The following is a 17059-nucleotide window of genomic DNA, read 5'->3' on the forward strand; positions in this document are numbered from 1 at the left end:
CAAGCTCGTTATGAATACTTGCGTCAATTATCTTAATTGAACCGCCGTATACGGAACCGTACGTACGGTGGTGTGAGAGGTCGGGGGTTAATCACCCCCTCCTACTCGATTATATTTTTTTAATTTTAAACGGGCTTATCATTGAAAGCGCAAGCAAGCTCATTAAAAATAAGTAGAAGATCGGCGGAAAGGCTTCCACCCCTAAATAGCTTAACGTTGCCAGGCAACCGGCTGCTGTTATCGGCAATCCGGTGAAATAGCCTCTGCTTTCAGTAATATTGAATCTTGCTAATCGGAACGCTCCGCAAGCGATGTAAAATACAGTGATGAACATGCCTGTAGGACCTTGAGTGGAAAGGACAGCCTGGTAAATTAACAGTGCAGGCGCAACACCGAATGATATAATATCACTCATAGAATCAAGTTGTTTGCCCAGATCGGATTCTGTTCCGAATTTGCGGGCAACTGCGCCATCAAAGCGGTCTGCAAGAGCAGCTATGAAGATTAATAATAACGAAAGGTTCAAGTTTCCGGCAATACTTGTTAAAATGGCGAAACCGCCTAGAGATAAGTTCAATAACGTTAAAAAGTTTGCAGTCTGGGATTTCAATTTCTTTTTTGTCAAATCTAAAACCTCTAATAAGAACATTTTTTCACTCCTTTTATCCGTTTTGGATAAGACATAACAATTAACACTACACTATCTGCTTATTGTATAATAATATTTTATTGTATGCGAATAAAGCAAGTGTTAATATTATTATTTATTAATTTGGAGGCACAATGGTAAAAACGACATTATATAGATTTTTTATCGAATTAACGAACCATAAGTTGACATCTAACATGCTCATGCGCTTTAGCCAATCCAAAATAAGCAAAGCTGTCATCCCTTCTTACAGTAAGGTGTACAAGCTGAATTGGTCTGAAGTTGAAGGGAATCAGGCTGAGTTTCGAACGCTTCATGAGCTTTTTGTCAGAAAGCTGAAACCGGGAGCGAGGCTGATTCATGAGGGGGATCAAATTGTTTGCAGTCCGGTTGATGCTGTCTATGAGGAAAGCGGAACAATTACGGCTGAGGCAAATATCACAGTAAAAGGAAAAAACTATTCAATTGAAGAAATGTTGGGCGATAGTGACGTGCTGCAAAAATATATAGGTGGAGTTTATGTATTGCTTTACTTAAGCCCTAGTCATTACCATCGCATTCACGCCCCTGTAACAGGAGAAGTCGTCAAGCGTTGGTCGTTAGGCAAGAACTCTTATCCGGTTAATCAATTGGGGATGAAATATGGAAAAGCGCCGCTATCGAAAAACTATCGCCTTATTACGGAACTCAAAACTGACGTTGGCTCCGTTGCGATTGTGAAAGTGGGAGCGATGTTTGTAAATAGCATTGAAATCACAAATGAAAGCAGCTATTTGAGAAAAGGTGAAGAGTTCTCCTATTTTAGTTTCGGGTCGACAATAGTGCTTTTATTTGAAAAGGACACATTCAGAGTAAATGCGGATTTGAATCCCAATAGCGAAGTGAAATACGGTGAATTCATTGGAGAAATGCACCGGCAACAAAACTAAAGTAAAAGGACTACCTAAACATTTTTAGATAGCCCTGTGAAAAAAAGCTCAAAGCGAGCGAAGATATAATTTATGAAACAAGTATCTTCTTTGATAGGGATCGCCGTTGGAGTTCCACTTCAATTAAACGAATGAATTCCCTGCTAAGATTGAGAGACTTGGCTTTATGATAAGATTCAATTAATAAATCATCAGACAACTTGTTCATCACTTCAGCCGTTTGGCTATTCACCTCCATCAAATTTTTGAAAGTGTAATGTAACAATATATGCTCATTGTGGACAATCTATGAAGCGGTAAATATAATTTACCAAAAAATAACATAAAGAACAATCGTTCTCTTATCCACAACAAAAAGTGGATAAGTTGTGAATCGTTTGTTAATAATTTGATTATTTTGTTTGTTTTCGTCGGTTAATTTGTTAATAACTTTATCCACATATTATAATAATACGGTTTTTGTCGAAAGATTTTTGTTATATTTACATTAAGAGGATATAGAAGTGATTAGTCTCTTTGAAAGATGAAGGGAAATTAGGTATGATGAATGAGGTATTTTATACAGTAGGTAGAGGTGTGAATGAATGTTAAAGCTTTTTTTGCCAGCAGAACATGTAACGGATATCTTTAAAATAACTCCTCAAGCTTTATTGGAAAAAGGCATAAAAGGAATTATTACAGATTTAGACAATACATTAGTGGAGTGGGATCGTCCCTCTGCGACTCCGCAGTTAAAAAAATGGTTTGAACAAATGAAGGCAAACGGTATTACTATAACGGTTGTTTCCAATAATAATGAAAACCGTGTAAAAAGCTTTTGCGAGCCGTTGAATTTGCCGTTTATTTTTAGAGCAAGAAAACCGATGGGAAAGGCTTTCCGTAGAGCGCTTAAGCAGATGCATCTGAAAGAAGATGAAGTGGTTGTTATTGGCGATCAGCTTCTGACGGATGTATTCGGCGGGAACAGAAGCAATTTGCACACCATCTTAGTCGTGCCAGTGGCGCAATCGGACGGTTTTTTCACGAAATTTAATCGTATGGTAGAAAGAAGATTAATGGCCTTTTTCAGAAGAAAAGGTATGCTGCATTGGGAGGAACAAAAGTGACAGAAGAAAAATTATCATGTATAGGCTGTGGGATTACAATCCAAACGGAGGACCCGAAAGGTATGGGCTATGCCCCGAAGTCGGCATTAGAAAAAGAGCAGATTATTTGTCAGCGCTGCTTCCGTTTGAAGAATTACAATGAAGTGCAGGACATTTCATTGACAGATGACGACTTTTTGAAAATTTTACATGAAATCGGTCGAAATAAAGCGTTAATTGTTAAGATTGTCGATATTTTTGACTTTAATGGCAGTTGGCTTCCAGGCTTACATCGCTTTGTTGGCAACAACCCTATCCTTTTGATCGGGAATAAGGTAGACTTGCTTCCGAAATCGGTGAAGCCAAATAAGCTAATTCAATGGATGAAGTATAGTGCTAAGGAGCTTGGTTTAAAACCGGTTGATGTCATGCTTGTCAGCTCAGCAAAAGGCTTGCGTATAGAAGAAGCTGTTGAGGCAATCGAGCATTACCGAGACGGTAAAGATGTGTATGTCGTTGGCTGTACAAACGTTGGAAAATCAACATTTATCAATCGCATCATTAAACAAGTGAGCGGTGAAGGAGAAGTCATCACTACTTCTCATTTCCCAGGCACGACATTAGACATAATCGAAATTCCGTTAGATGATGGACATGCATTAATGGATACACCAGGAATCATTAACCACCATCAAATGGCGCACTATGTGGAAGGCAAAGATTTGAAGGTGATTACGCCTAAGAAAGAAATCAAGCCAAAAGTGTATCAGCTGAATGAAGAGCAAACGTTATACTTCGGTGGCTTGGCACGCTTGGATTATATATCAGGGGGCAGACGTTCTTTCACTTGTTACTTGAGCAATGAACTAAACATACATCGTACGAAGCTTGAAAAAGCGGATGCACTATACAATGACCATGCCGGAGAATTGCTTCAGCCATGTGTGAAGATTGACGGAGAAGTACAACCGCTCGTTGCGCATGAATTTTCTTTAAAAGAAGGAAAAATGGATATCGTATTCTCGGGACTTGGCTGGGTGACAGTAAACGAGCCGGGCGCGAAAGTAGTGGCGCATGTGCCAAAAGGCGTTTCTGTCATGGTTAGGAAGTCATTAATTTAATCAACATTTATCGGGTTTGGGGGAAGCTTTGATGAATCAACTATTTGGGGTGATAGGCGATCCGATTGCTCATTCGATGTCGCCGGATATGCATAATGATTCTTTTCAGCATTTAGGCATTCAAGCAACTTATTTGCCATTTGCTGTCCGTTCGGAAAATTTGCAGGATGCTGTTAAAGGCATGAAAGCAATCGGAGTTAAGGGGTTCAACGTCACAATTCCGCACAAAACGGCAATCATGCCTTTTTTGGATAAAATCGACCCGCTTGCGGCAGAAATCGGGGCAGTCAATACAGTTAAGCTGGAAGATGGTTCATATGTCGGCTATAACACAGACGGCCTCGGCTTTGTCAAAGGACTAAGAGAGCAGCTTCAAGCTGATTTAACCGCGCAAAAGGTCTTGATTATCGGAGCTGGAGGAGCAGCGCGAGCGATTTATTACTCGCTGCTTCAAGAAGGCGCGGTCCACGTGGATATCGCAAACCGGACATTGCCGAAAGCAGAAAAGCTGATAGAAGGAAAATCGGGGAATGCCCATTCAGACATTTATACGCTTGATGAGGCAGAAAAACGTCTTTTGGACTATACATTGATTATTAATACGACTTCTATCGGCATGCAGCCAAATATTGATGAGGCTCCGATTTCACTCGAAAATATTCGACCGCAAAGCTTAGTAAGTGATATTATATATAATCCGCTGCAAACAAAGCTGTTGCAAGAAGCTGAAGAAAGAGGAGCTTTGACGCAAAACGGGATTCCGATGTTTGTATATCAGGGCACACTGGCTTTTCAGTTATGGACAGGAGAGCAGCCGGACATTGAAAGAATGAGAAAAATTGTATTAACAAAACTAGGAGGTTAACAAAACAATGTTAACAGGTAAGCAAAAAAGATTTTTACGTGCAACAGCACACCATATGACACCGATTTTTCAAGTAGGAAAAGGCGGCGTTAATGAAAATATGATCGCACAAATTGCAGATGCGTTAGAAGCGCGCGAATTATTAAAAGTAAGTATTTTGCAAAACTGCGATGTTGATAAAGATACAGTGGCTGAAGAGCTTGTGGAAGGCACGGGCGCTGAGCTGGTGCAAGTTATCGGACATACCATCGTTTTATATAAAGAGTCGAAAGAAAACAAGAAACTGGAACTGCCAGTGAAAAAATGAGAAAAATAGGTATTCTAGGCGGAACATTCGATCCTCCTCATGTCGGACATTTAATGATTGCAAATGAAGTCTTGACGGCTCTGAAGCTTGATGAGGTGCGCTTCATGCCAAATCACACGCCGCCTCATAAGCAAAAGACAGAATCAATCAGCAATGACAATCGTATAGAGATGCTGAGGCTCTCAATTCAGGATAATGAGCATTTTTCGCTTGAATTGACTGAAATTGAAAGCCCTGGCACTTCCTATACGTACGAGACGATTAAGCTGCTGAAAGAAAACGAGCCTGATGCTGATTTTCACTTTATAATTGGCGCAGATATGATAGAATATTTACCGAAATGGCATAAAATAGATGAGCTTGTGAAGCTGGTGCAATTTGTCGGAGTCCAAAGGCCTCCTTATCATACGGATACACAGTATCCGGTCAAGCTTGTGGATGCACCTCAAATTTACTTATCTTCATCCTACATAAGAAACAAGGTAAAGGATGGTTTAAGCATTAAATATTTGGTTGTACCGGCGGTAGAGAAATATATTGAGGAGAATTCTCTATATGAATCGAAATGAAGCTTTGGCAATAGTTAAGGAACAATTAACAGAGAGTCGTTATGTGCATACAATAGGAGTAACAGATACGGCGGTTTTATTGGCTGAAAAATATGGTGCAGATGTAAAGAAAGCTGAATTGGCAGCAATCTTTCATGATTATGCGAAATATCGTCCTAAAGATGAAATGAAAAATATCATTATCGAACAAAATATGCCTAAAGAGTTGCTGCAATTTCATCACGAAATGTGGCATGCTCCAGTCGGGGCTTATTTAGTGGAAAAGGAAGTCGGCATAACCGATCCGGAAGTGCTTTCTGCTATCCGTTTCCATACAACCGGAAGAGTCGGCATGACGTTGCTTGAGAAAGTCATTTACTTAGCGGACTATATTGAGCCGGGACGCAAATTTCCTGGAGTCGACGAAGTGCGGGAATTAGCTGAAAAAGACTTGGACAAGGCGTTAATCCAAGCATTCAAAAACACAATTTCATTTTTAGTTTCAAAAAGCTCTGCGATTTATCCGGATACTTTTTATGCATATAATGACTTTGTACAGTAAAAGACAATGGAGGAATGAGTTTGTTAAACGAAAAGGATTTATTATTAACAGTGGCTAAAGCGGCAGATGATAAAAGAGCGGAAGATATCATGGCGCTTGATATGAAAGGAATCTCTTTAGTGACAGATTATTTCTTGATTTGCCATGGGAATTCAGATAAGCAAGTGCAGGCAATTGCCCGCGAAATGAAAGAGAAAGCGGAAGAGCAAGGGTATACAATTAAGCATCTTGAAGGTTTTGAAGATGCAAAATGGGTTCTTGTAGATTTAGGAGATGTAGTAGCGCACGTATTCCATCGTGATGAAAGAAGCTATTACAACTTGGAACGTTTATGGGGAGATGCTCCGCTTGTGCCGCTAGCTCAAGAGCTTGAACAATGAGTTACGGCCGATTTGCGTATGTGTATGACTTTTTAATGAGCGATGTACCATACGATAACTGGATCAATCTTTTCATTTCTAAAAAAGAGCAATATAACATTGCTGGTTCGAAAGTGCTAGATGTAGCTTGCGGTACCGGAGAATTCTCTGTGCGACTGGCGAAGAAGGGATATGCTGTTACCGGTGTCGATTTATCTGATGAGATGCTTGCAATCGCGAAGGTAAAGGCCGATCAAGCCGGTGTAACCATTCCTTTTTATCAGCAAAACATGATTGAATTAGATATGGGCGAACAATTTGACAGCATCGTTATTTTTTGTGACAGCTTGAATTATCTTCATACAGAAAACGATGTGCAAAGCACATTCCGACGAGTGTATGAGCAATTGAAGCCGGGTGGCTTGTTCATGTTTGATGTGCACTCTGTTTTCAAAATCGAGCATATATTTGCCGGTCAGACGTTTGCGGATGTGCAGGATGAGGTTTCGTACATTTGGAACTCATTCGAAGGAGAAGAGCCATTCAGCATCGAGCATGAGCTGACGTTTTTTGTCAAAGCGGAAGAATCTGATCAATATGACAGATTTGATGAAGATCATTACCAACGCACATATAACATCGACACATATAAACAATGGCTTGCTGAAGCAGGGTTTACGGTGAAAGAAGTTTTAGCGGACCTTGAAGATCAAACTCCTGTGGAAGACAGCGAACGGATTATGTTTGTGGCGGTTAAAGAATAAGCAAAAGGGACTTGTTATCAACAGGTCCCTTTTTAAATTTCTTAAGAAAGTATATATTTTTTGAGCTTGGAAAGCTGATGATTCGATCGGCCTAAATCATTCATCTGTCACGTTTTTAACTTCCTTGAAATGGGTAATTAACCCTTAACGAAGAAGATGAACCAAGTTACAAATTGGGCTCTCGCAGAGGGAAATGGTATTACTTGTACCAATTTTCTTTGGCTTCCAGATGAAACAAAGGGTCGCCTGCTTGCTGATGAGATGGTTATAGCTAGCTAGACAAGTGATAAAGGAGCAGATTCGCATGAAAGAGAAAGCCATATTCTTTGTTGCATTCGTGGTGGTTGGAACGATTTTATTTCCGCTTTTGGACTGGCTATGGTGTAAATTCCTTACTCATTCTGCTTTCGAACTGGATATCCTCAAATCATTTCACGATGCAGTGGTGTTTGGCATCATTTTTACCATCATTGACCTGGTCTTTTCCTGCGCATCGAGCAAAGGAGGAAAGTAATAATGAACAAGGATTTCGGTCGCTATTTTCGTAGGAAGCACGTGGACAGCAACGCTACCATCGAGTACTTCTTGGTGAACAACGGGGTTGCACATCTTGCCTACAGATCTGAGGGCATTCACGATGTGATCAGCCCCCATTGTGTCGAAGGCTACGAGTACCTGGCGGATGAACTGGCCGGATATTTGGAATTTGTCGAGCCTATCATCCCCGAGAATATGCCCGTAGTTTTGGAAATCACCGGCCACGAGTTCAGCGACGAAGAACAACGCTCCATCGAAAAGGCTGTGCTAAACCACTTCCTCATTAAAACCGTTGCGGTCCAGCGTTACCGCGGCAGCCTATTTTGGCGCATCGGCTGGTTCGCCATTTTCTTGGCGGTGTTCTCATTTGTCATGTTCTACCAGGGCGGCCTGACCGGCTCCATCGGTCGCGAGTTCATGTACGTGTTCTTCTACTTCTTAGGTGATCGACTCATTGATTACCTGACCCTGGGGCAAAGGGAAGTGAAAAAACGAAAGACAAAGCTTTCCCAGATAGCCACCATGAAAGTAGTGTTCACCAAGGAGCTCCTGGGCGACCTTACTGATGAGCAGGCGCGGAAGGTCCGCCGAGACGTTATCAGCAACGCGACTAGCGAAAACCTATAAGAAGAAGCAAAAAGCGCTTAGCGCATGATTGAAAGGATAGTGATATGTATGGGCAAAGACTAGCAACGAAGTACATTCCTTTCAGGAAGACTTTTACATTGAACTTAACGAAACTGTTCCAGTGACCGTTCTGGCTGACTATCGTGACAAGGGTTACTCCGGCGTTGTGGACTTGGGTACGTATACCCATATCGATGATGAGTCCCAGATTGCCTACTGGAATGCTCGTTACGATGGATTCACCAACGAGGATGTCGCATCCACCCTGTGCTCCTGCTGCATTAAGCCTGTAGTGGAAAATGGTGAAAATGTCACGCTGTTTGGCCGCTCCCAGGACCTTCCCAGCAGCTACTACCCAGCGTTTGTCCTGCGCGTGAATGAGCCGGGCAAGTATCGCAGTCTGGGTATTGGTTACACCCACACGGGCGGCTTTAAGCAGACCTTCGATCAGATCGTCGAAACGGGCGTCCTGGCGAAGGAAGTGTACGATGTGGTGCCTTACCTTATCACCGATGCCCTAAACGAAAAGGGACTGATGCTCGAAAGCAATATGCGTGGCGACTGCCATGAGCTGGACTGCCCAGGCACCAATCCTGGGGCGCCGCTGCGTATGAGCACCTTGAACGTCGTGCGTTACTTTGCTGACCATTGCGCCACCATCGATGACGTTTTGGCGGCTTGCGAGGAGATCGACATGTACACGCCCCACAGCAAAGTCACCTCGTGGCACATCGCGATTGCTATGATGGACGCCACCGGCCGCTACGGCGTTTTGGAGTTCGCAAAGAACAAGCCTATCTGGCACGAATCTCAGCCCGGTCAGTGCAATTTCTGGATTGACCAGGAAGCATACAATATTTCTGACGGCAGCATCGGCTTGGGCCGCTGGGCAGCTCTTATGGAGCATTACGACGACATCTCTTGCTTTGACGATATGGCTGGATGCATGAAGAACGTCTGGTACAGCCAGCTCTTTGGCGTGGATCCGAAGGGCATGTCCTTTGATCCGGTCACCGAAAACGTAGACATGTGCGTGCAGGACATCATCGACCAGGCACAAGGCTGGGTGAAGAACTTCGGTATCACCATCGACTCCCAGGAACTTGCCGTCATGCAGTCCATGGCTGACGAGCAGGCAAGGGAAGGCATTCGCTGGACAACGAGCTACGTGCTGGCCCCACAGAACCGCTACAAGGCGAACTTTCTTACGCGCTTTGTGTACCACTGCCTGAATCAGATGCCCATGGACGGCCTGAAGCGGAGCGGCATGGACGAGTGCTCCTGCATCAGCTATGTGGTGCGCAGCAATGAGCGCGTTATCCGTTGCCGCTTCTTTGAACAGGACGAATGGTTCGATTTGACTCTCTAACAACTTGAACAGGGGACGGATACATTTTCATTTGTGAACGAGAAGAAGGCAAGGGCTATGCGCAACGGCAGTAGGTATTGAGCAGCTTAACGCAGCCCTTGTCCACCCAGACAAAACCTGCGATAAGTTTTTCAGCGCAGTGCAAATCCGTTTTCTGGTATGCAACTTACACGAAAACAAAAGGATATTCGACAGTATCCTGAATACCCCAGAAAGCAATTTCGATGGCTTTTCTTAATTTATAAAACCGCTTGATTATTGATAAAACAGTCAAGTAATTTAGATGCATCTTTCTCTATATAAGCTAATGTTCGATGCTCTTCGCTCATAAATTGCTCGTCAGCCATATGATTAAGAACAGAACGCAATGGTTCATAGTATTCATTCACATTAAGCAAACCGAGCGGCTTGTTGTGAATGCCGATTTGCGCCCAAGTAAATACTTCGAAAAACTCCTCTAAAGTGCCTGCTCCCCCAGGCATGGCGATAAAACCATCCGAAAGCTCGGCCATCTTTGCTTTTCTGTCATGCATTGTTTCGACTATATAAAGCTCTGTCAAATGTTTATGAGCAATTTCGCGAGCTGCCAGCATCTGAGGCATGATGCCAATCACTTTTCCGCCTTCTTGAAGAACGGTATCGGCTATCGTTCCCATTAAACCGATGCTCGAACCGCCGTATACTAATGTAATATTTCGTTTCGCCAATTCTTTTCCTAACGCGATTGCTCCTCTTGTGTAAATTTCATGAGCTCCGTTTCTTGAGCCGCAAAAAACAGCTATACTTTTCAAAACTAATCCCCCCGATACAGATTCAATGATAAGTATACATGAAAAAAAGAAAGTTTAATGCCTGATTAGTTTAAACTCTATTTTAATTTTATGTAAAGAAGAATTAAAATGAATTCCCTGCCTGTACAGCATTCCTTTAAAGCAGGGAATTCAAGTATTAAGGACCTCTAATCGGAGACAGAAAAAAATATCAAATTCAAAAAAGGAATTATAAAGATCTTGTCGAATATCAGTATTTGTGCTCAAATTGCTTTTCGAGTTTTGTGATCTCATCTCCGAATTTTTCATGTGTCGCTAAGAAAACACGATTAAAAACATCCCCGAGTTCTTGCTCAAATACCTTTATGCCTTCCCCTGTAATACCGCCTTTTACACATACCTTTTCCTGTAAGGTCGGCAATGTATACTGACCGCTTCGCAGTAAATCGCCCAGACCAATCAGCATTTTTTCAGTCAGTACGGTAGCTGTATTTGGGTCGATTTTCGTTTCTTCGACTGCCGCATTAATGAAAGCCTGCGCAAGGTAGCTGAAGAATGCGGGTCCGCAACTGACAATATCAGACGATATTCGAGTAATATTATTATCGATTTCTATTGCCTCGGAAATATTGCTCGCTAATTGTCGAATGGCTTCTCTCCACTTATTTGAACAATTCTCTCCAAATGATAGTAAAGAGACTCCGGAAAAGACCTTATTTGTAATACTCGGAATTAAACGTGCAGTGTTGCAAGGCAACATTTCTTCTAACTGAGCGACAGAAATTGGGCTGGTAATGCTTACAACGCATTGGTCGGCATAGAGATGTTCAGCTAATTTTGAAAGAACTGTGTGCATTTCACCAGGTTTCACACAAACAAATATTAGCTCACTATTTTGAGCTGCTTCTATTTCGCTGCTGCAAAGATGAATATTTGGATATTTTGCTTTTATTGCTTGCGCTTTTGGCTGTGTGCGATTATAAATGTTCATATTTTTTGCCAGTACGCTATCAGATAGTATGAATGCTTCGATTAAGATGGTCCCCATATTGCCTGTTCCGATAACTGCTACCTTCATCTAAACATCCCTCCTTTGGAATGTAACGTACCTCATAAAATAATATGAAAAGAAGTTGTGAAATATGTTACTCAATAACTGCATAAGGATGTGATTTTTTTGAGTTTAAAAAACTATAAGTGGCATATTTTTGCAGGTGTTACAGCTATTGTTGTTATCTTTTTCTCTTGGACTTTCTTCAATCAGGAGGAAGAACAGGGAGAGGATTTGTTTGCGGATCTTTCTAAGACAGAAGATATACAATCTCAAGTTGAGGAGGTATCTCATGCGCCTGTTGAACCACAAGAGGTGAAGGTGGATGTGAAAGGAGCTGTTCTCTCTCCGGGTCTATACAGTGCTTTACAAGGTGAACGCGTTTACGACTTAATTCAAAAAGCGGGGGGCTTCACTGAGGAGGCAGATGGCAATCGTGTAAATTTGGCACAAATAGTAGAAGACCAAATGGTGATTTATGTTCCGGTAATCGGGGAGGAAGGGGACAATGCGCTAGAACAGAACTCTGTTGGAAACTCAAGTACAGGCGGGGGAGAAGAAGGGCAAAAGGTCAATTTGAATAATGCTGATGAAAACGAACTGCAAACATTGCCGGGAATTGGACCATCTAAGGCAGAGGCGATTATTCAATATCGCAGTGAAAACGGGCCATTTCAAAGTATTGAAGATTTGAAAAATGTAAGTGGGATAGGAGAGAAGACATTTGAAAAGCTTAAAGAAAATATCGCAATATGATAAGCGACTGACAAATGTATTTTCTTTTAATTTCGACAATGATAGAATACTACAAATGAGTTAGCGGAAAATGTAGAATGATGTAAAGAGTAAATATGGATTAGAGAGGTATTATTATGAACCGAATTAGCTGGCATCAATATTTTATGGCACAAAGTCATTTGCTTGCTCTAAGAAGCACGTGTACCAGATTAACTGTCGGAGCTACAATTGTAAGGGATAAGCGTATTATTGCGGGAGGTTACAACGGCTCAATAGCCGGGGGTGTTCATTGTATTGATGAAGGTTGTTATGTCATTGATAATCATTGTGTTAGAACGATTCATGCAGAGATGAATGCGTTGCTTCAATGCGCGAAATTCGGGGTGCCGACTGCAGGCGCAGAAATATATGTAACTCATTTTCCATGCCTGCAATGCTGTAAATCAATTATTCAAGCAGGGATTAAGGCTGTTTATTATGCGGAAGATTATAAAAATCACCCGTATGCAATTGAATTATTTGAGCAATCCGGTGTCAAAACAGAACATGTGCCATATCAGCCGATCTTAAGAACAGAGGATACTGATTTAGCCGAAAAGCAATCATTAGTGTTAGACATGCTGGAAGAGCTTGAAGAATTGCATATTGATGAAGAGAAGTTGCAAGTGTTTAAAGAGAAATCGGAGCAACTTTTTAAGCTTTAAGTGTAATCTGTTGGCAATGCCGGCAGGTCGAATGGTCTTGCCGGCAAGCATCTTTTATTAGAAAGTCCAAGATAAGGGGTGTTGCTATGATTGTAATGATGGCTGTAGCGGCTATGCTTGGAATTGGAGCTTACTATTATCCGTTGCCTGCCTTAATTTGTATTATCATCTTATTTGTTTTCCTGTACTTCATGCGAACCGAAAGGAAGCATGTATTCCTCATTTTCTTCTGTATATTCTTCTATTATTTTACTGCCTTTATTCAATCTGATATTAAGAAATCTAAGCTAAGCGGTGAGGAACAAATTTTTACTATCCGTTTCTCGGAGGATTACGAGATTAATGGCGCATCCTTGCAGACGTTTGTGAATACGGCTGATGGCGAGAAGCTGTTGCTTCGCTATATATTCCGGACTGAAAAAGAAAAGAAGCAATTTATTGACAATTATCAGCTCGGTTCGACTTGTCGATTGAAGGGGAAGCTTGAAAAACCATCTGCGGCAAGGAATGAAAACAGCTTTGATTACCGATTGTATTTACACAATTTGCATGTGCACTGGCTATTGAAAAGCACTCATAATCCGCATGAAACTTGTATACATACGAAGCTTAGCTTGAGTGAGCGCATAAAGACCTTTAGGTTAAATGGGCTTCTTCATTTGGATCAACGATTTCCGGAAGAGGCAAAGGCATTTGCGGCTGCTTTACTATTCGGCGAAAGCGGCTGGATAGATGACGATACATATGATGCTTATAAAAAGTTGTCGCTTGTCCATATTTTAGCGATTTCAGGCATGCATGTCGGCATCATTTCTGGCGCCTTCTTCTATTTAGGTATCCGTCTTGGAATGACACGAGAAATGACCAAAATAGCATTAATAGCGTTGCTGCCGGTCTATTGCCTCATTGCCGGAGGAGCTCCTTCAGTCGTGCGGGCATGTTTGATGGTTATGCTCGTTTTGCTGCTGTCGCTTTGTAAAAGAAAGCTTTCTCCTGTCATTATTGTATGTATCGTCTTTATGCTTTTGTTGTTATACAATCCTCTGTACTTATTTCACGTCGGGTTTCAGCTTTCGTTCTTCATCACGTTTGCTCTTTTAATGAGCGTGAAGCTGCTTCAGTATTTTCAAACCTCCAACATCATCATCCAGTCGCTGGCAGTGACGATTTTATGCCAGTTATGCTCCATGCCGTTCATTTTATTTTATTTTTATGAGTTCTCGCTATGGGGATTCATGTTAAATGTCATATATATTCCAATTTATACATTCATCCTTATGCCTCTTACATTCGTTGTTTTCTTTCTCTCGGTCATTCAAGCTCCCTTCTCCTCATCTCTCATATCAGCTCTTGAGTTCGCTTTTACCTTCGTGAATAAGATAGCAGTTTCTGTTTCGAATCTTCCGCTGACTTCCGTGTCTTTAGGAAAACCGTCCTTTTGGTTCTTTCTGCTGCTGATTGCGCTGACTATCGCCAACTTTTCTTTCTTTGAACAAGGACAAAGGAAAAAGTCGATGCTTGCGCTGATAGCATGTGTGCTTGCCCTTGTACTTTTTTACCATCAAGAATATTTTTCGTTTAAAGGTGAAATTGTTTTTATTGATGTTGGCCAAGGAGATAGCATTCTCATTAAATTGCAATACGGGAGGGGCACATATTTAATTGATACAGGCGGGGTAATGCATTTTGAAAGGGAAGAATGGCAGGAGCGAAAAAGTATGTATGATCCAGGTGAGAAAATTGTTGTGCCATATTTGAAAAGTATTGGCATCACATCCATTGATAAGCTGATTATTACGCATGATGACGCGGATCATATGGGTGGCGGATTAGCGGTTTTGCAGCATTTGGCTGTGAAAGAAATCGTCATAGCAGAAACATTGAAGGAGGAGTTTATAGAAACAGATTTTATTGCTTATGCAAGACATAATAAGATTCCGGTGACAGCTATGAAAGCAGGTGATGGCTGGAAAATCGGAGATAGCCGTTTTTTTATTTTGCATCCGCATGAAAAAATGAGTGATTCTAATGAAAATTCGCTTGTGCTGTTAGCGGAAATTAACGGACTGAAGTGGCTGTTTACCGGCGATATCGGTGAAGAAGGGGAATTGACGTTAATGAAACAATACCCCAATTTAAAGGCAGATGTGCTGAAAGTTGGTCACCATGGCAGTAAAACTTCAAGCTCTCCAGCATTTTTGGATCATATTGAGGCCAAGGTTGCAGTTATAAGCGCGGGCTATAACAATCGTTTCGGTCATCCGCATGCTGATGTTCTATCTGCATTGTCCGAGAGGAATATGCGTGTTTATAGAACTGATGAGCAGGGAGCAATCGCGTATTCATATTTTGGCGGTAAAGGAACCTTTTCAGTGCAGTTGCCATAATATAAGCGTGAACATACGAAATTCTTAATAAATAAAAAACGACCTTCGCAATAATTAGGAAGGTCAGTGTACCTAAATTACGATCCTACTATTTGGATTACCGTTGCGATGATGAACATGGTTGCAAAAAAGCCAAACGATACGATGAAACCAACTGCTGAATCAGAAACGTCATTAGTTTTGGATTGTACATCTTTTTCGAATGGATTCATTTACCATACCTCCCTGTATATTCCTAAATAGTATAAATCAACAAAAGGAAAAAATCTATAGATACTCAATGACCATTTCCACTACTAGTAAGAGTTGTCACAAATAGTTTAAATACTGTTAGTGAAAAATAATAGTACAAATTAGTCCCTAAGTCATGGTTGTGGTAACCGTAGAAGGAGTAAGAAATCCCGGGTCTTCTCGTTCTGCGTTCATATAGATCAGGGGTTGTCGGCTTCGATTTTGATAACCCCTCTATGTTTTCTGCTTTTTTGCTTGCTAATTAAATCAACTATCGCTACCATAAATGATTATATAGGCAAAATGAGGCGATTTATTTGGTTTTAGATGTATGGAAACAGCTTAAAAAGAAGCAGTTTGCTCCTTTATATTTATTATATGGTCCAGAAGGTTTTATTATAAAAGAAACGATTACAAAAATTGCAGAAAATGCATTGGAAGATGATGAGGCAGAATTTAATATCAGCACGTTTGATTTGGAAGAAACCCCGCTTTCTGTTGCCCTTGAAGAGGCGGAAACATTTCCGTTTATCGGTGAAAAAAAATTAATTATATTACATAATCCTGTCTTTTTGACGGCGGAAAAAACGAAAGAGAAGGTAGAGCATAATATTGACCAACTGCTCGCTTATTTAGAGAATCCTTCTCCATTTTCGATTGTTGTGTTGGCGGCTCCATATGAAAAGCTCGATGAACGGAAGAAAATCACAAAACAATTGAAAAAGCATGCGACTGTTGTCGAGGCGACAAAACTGAAAGAACAAGAGCTTGAGCGCTGGGTGACAGAGCAAGCTTCTTTTCATGGGGTTGGAATTGAGCGGGAAGCAGTGAATGAGCTGTTGTCGACTGCCGGGCAAAACTTAATGCTTTTGGCGAATGAAATCGCGAAAATGGCCCTTTACGCTCAAGAGGAGAAGCTGATTACGGTTGAAACTGTAACTCAGTTAGCGGTTAAATCGTTAGAGCAAAATATATTTACTTTAATAGATTTCATTATGAATCGCCGCACAGCAGAGGCGATCGAGTTGCTGCAAGATTTGCTGCGCCAAAATGAAGAGCCGATCAAAATATTGGCTTTGATGGCATCGCAAATTAGAATAATGTACGTGGCGAAAGGGTTGGCAAAGGAAGGGTACGGCCAACAAAAAATTGCTTCCCATCTGAAAATCCACCCGTATCGTGTGAAACTTGCACTAGAAAAAGCTCAATACTTCCAGGAGCAGGAGCTGATGACGTTTTTAAATAATGTTGCCGATGCGGATTACAAGATGAAGACAGGACAAATGGACAAAGTATTGCTGCTTGAGCTGATTATTTTGCGAAGCGGTAAAACGAGATAGTGAAGAAAGAGGCTGGGACAAAACCCTCCTCCGAACTAAAAAAGCCGGTGAAGTTTTACGACAAGTAAAATTTCACCGGCTTTGAACTTTTAAATAATAAAATAAGGACAACTTCT

Annotated in this window: 21 protein-coding genes; 16 read left to right on the forward strand and 5 right to left on the reverse strand. The window is 41.4% G+C overall.

All coding sequences use genetic code 11. The annotated features are described in order from the left end of the window. Positions 1–109: 109 nt before the first annotated feature. Positions 110–649, reverse strand: coding sequence for a CDP-diacylglycerol--serine O-phosphatidyltransferase (pssA, locus tag IEO70_RS16620; protein WP_190999502.1), 540 nt, complete (start codon positions 647–649; stop codon positions 110–112). A gap of 134 nt (positions 650–783) precedes the next feature. Here pssA and IEO70_RS16625 point away from each other — a divergent pair, with 134 nt between their 5' ends. Next, complete coding sequence (locus IEO70_RS16625; protein WP_190999503.1) at positions 784–1578, forward strand: phosphatidylserine decarboxylase; 795 nt, start codon at positions 784–786, stop codon at positions 1576–1578. A gap of 70 nt (positions 1579–1648) precedes the next feature. On the opposite strand, the gene sda is transcribed toward IEO70_RS16625, so the two are convergent. After that, the gene (gene sda, locus IEO70_RS16630) at positions 1649–1786 is read right to left on the reverse strand and encodes a sporulation histidine kinase inhibitor Sda (RefSeq protein ID WP_190999521.1); all 138 of its coding nucleotides are present in this window, start codon (positions 1784–1786) and stop codon (positions 1649–1651) included. Between the two features lie 376 nt (positions 1787–2162). Here sda and IEO70_RS16635 point away from each other — a divergent pair, with 376 nt between their 5' ends. The 11 genes from IEO70_RS16635 to IEO70_RS16685 all read left to right on the forward strand — a co-directional run bounded on the left by IEO70_RS16635 (position 2163) and on the right by IEO70_RS16685 (position 9722). Further along, entirely contained in the window at positions 2163–2684 is a 522-nt protein-coding gene (locus tag IEO70_RS16635) for a YqeG family HAD IIIA-type phosphatase (RefSeq protein WP_190999504.1), read from the forward strand. Continuing rightward, entirely contained in the window at positions 2681–3784 is a 1104-nt protein-coding gene (yqeH, locus tag IEO70_RS16640; protein ID WP_190999505.1) for a ribosome biogenesis GTPase YqeH, read from the forward strand. Before IEO70_RS16635 ends, yqeH begins: the two co-directional genes overlap by 4 nt. Positions 3785–3815: 31 nt before the next feature. Further along, positions 3816–4649: a shikimate dehydrogenase gene (gene aroE / locus IEO70_RS16645; RefSeq protein WP_190999506.1), complete on the forward strand. Its 834-nt coding sequence runs from the start codon at positions 3816–3818 to the stop codon at positions 4647–4649. Between the two features lie 7 nt (positions 4650–4656). Then, positions 4657–4956, forward strand: a complete 300-nt coding sequence (yhbY, locus tag IEO70_RS16650) for a ribosome assembly RNA-binding protein YhbY (protein WP_190999507.1) — start codon at positions 4657–4659, stop codon at positions 4954–4956. Beyond that, entirely contained in the window at positions 4953–5525 is a 573-nt protein-coding gene (locus IEO70_RS16655) for a nicotinate-nucleotide adenylyltransferase (RefSeq protein WP_190999508.1), read from the forward strand. Before yhbY ends, IEO70_RS16655 begins: the two co-directional genes overlap by 4 nt. Then, positions 5512–6066 carry a bis(5'-nucleosyl)-tetraphosphatase (symmetrical) YqeK gene (yqeK, locus tag IEO70_RS16660; protein WP_190999509.1) on the forward strand — a complete coding sequence of 185 codons (555 nt, stop codon included), beginning with the start codon at positions 5512–5514 and terminating at the stop codon, positions 6064–6066. The genes IEO70_RS16655 and yqeK overlap by 14 nt, the downstream gene beginning before the upstream one ends. Positions 6067–6080: 14 nt before the next feature. Then, entirely contained in the window at positions 6081–6446 is a 366-nt protein-coding gene (gene rsfS, locus IEO70_RS16665; RefSeq protein ID WP_190999510.1) for a ribosome silencing factor, read from the forward strand. Beyond that, positions 6443–7189: a class I SAM-dependent DNA methyltransferase gene (locus IEO70_RS16670; RefSeq protein ID WP_190999511.1), complete on the forward strand. Its 747-nt coding sequence runs from the start codon at positions 6443–6445 to the stop codon at positions 7187–7189. The genes rsfS and IEO70_RS16670 overlap by 4 nt, the downstream gene beginning before the upstream one ends. A 304-nt stretch (positions 7190–7493) precedes the next feature. After that, positions 7494–7703 carry a hypothetical protein gene (locus IEO70_RS16675; protein WP_190999512.1) on the forward strand — a complete coding sequence of 70 codons (210 nt, stop codon included), beginning with the start codon at positions 7494–7496 and terminating at the stop codon, positions 7701–7703. 2 nt (positions 7704–7705) lie between these two features. After that, entirely contained in the window at positions 7706–8353 is a 648-nt protein-coding gene (locus tag IEO70_RS16680; RefSeq protein WP_190999513.1) for a hypothetical protein, read from the forward strand. Between the two features lie 166 nt (positions 8354–8519). Next, a complete protein-coding gene (locus tag IEO70_RS16685) occupies positions 8520–9722 on the forward strand; it encodes a hypothetical protein (RefSeq protein WP_190999514.1) in 1203 nt (400 codons plus the stop codon). Between the two features lie 239 nt (positions 9723–9961). Here IEO70_RS16685 and IEO70_RS16690 read toward each other — a convergent pair whose 3' ends face one another. After that, positions 9962–10513 carry an LOG family protein gene (locus IEO70_RS16690; protein WP_190999515.1) on the reverse strand — a complete coding sequence of 184 codons (552 nt, stop codon included), beginning with the start codon at positions 10511–10513 and terminating at the stop codon, positions 9962–9964. Positions 10514–10742: 229 nt separating this feature from the next. Then, positions 10743–11570, reverse strand: a complete 828-nt coding sequence (gene comER, locus IEO70_RS16695; protein WP_190999516.1) for a late competence protein ComER — start codon at positions 11568–11570, stop codon at positions 10743–10745. A gap of 99 nt (positions 11571–11669) precedes the next feature. Between comER and IEO70_RS16700 the strand changes: the two genes are divergently transcribed. From IEO70_RS16700 to IEO70_RS16710, 3 genes are all read left to right on the forward strand, one after another. Then, a complete protein-coding gene (locus tag IEO70_RS16700) occupies positions 11670–12299 on the forward strand; it encodes a helix-hairpin-helix domain-containing protein (protein ID WP_206711636.1) in 630 nt (209 codons plus the stop codon). A 116-nt stretch (positions 12300–12415) separates the two neighbouring features. Beyond that, the gene (locus IEO70_RS16705; RefSeq protein ID WP_190999517.1) at positions 12416–12985 is read left to right on the forward strand and encodes a ComE operon protein 2; all 570 of its coding nucleotides are present in this window, start codon (positions 12416–12418) and stop codon (positions 12983–12985) included. An 86-nt stretch (positions 12986–13071) separates the two neighbouring features. Further along, positions 13072–15372, forward strand: coding sequence for a DNA internalization-related competence protein ComEC/Rec2 (locus IEO70_RS16710; protein ID WP_190999518.1), 2301 nt, complete (start codon positions 13072–13074; stop codon positions 15370–15372). Between the two features lie 77 nt (positions 15373–15449). Here the strand turns inward: IEO70_RS16710 and IEO70_RS16715 are convergent, their stop codons facing one another. Continuing rightward, positions 15450–15584 (reverse strand): YqzM family protein, encoded by a 135-nt coding sequence (locus IEO70_RS16715; protein ID WP_190999519.1) that lies wholly within the window; start codon positions 15582–15584, stop codon positions 15450–15452. Between the two features lie 336 nt (positions 15585–15920). Here IEO70_RS16715 and holA point away from each other — a divergent pair, with 336 nt between their 5' ends. After that, entirely contained in the window at positions 15921–16943 is a 1023-nt protein-coding gene (gene holA / locus IEO70_RS16720; RefSeq protein ID WP_190999520.1) for a DNA polymerase III subunit delta, read from the forward strand. Positions 16944–17059 lie beyond the last annotated feature (116 nt).

It is taken from the genome of Peribacillus faecalis, assembly GCF_014712675.1.
In the GTDB taxonomy this organism is placed as follows: Bacteria; Bacillota; Bacilli; order Bacillales; family DSM-1321; genus Bacillus_AD; species Bacillus_AD faecalis.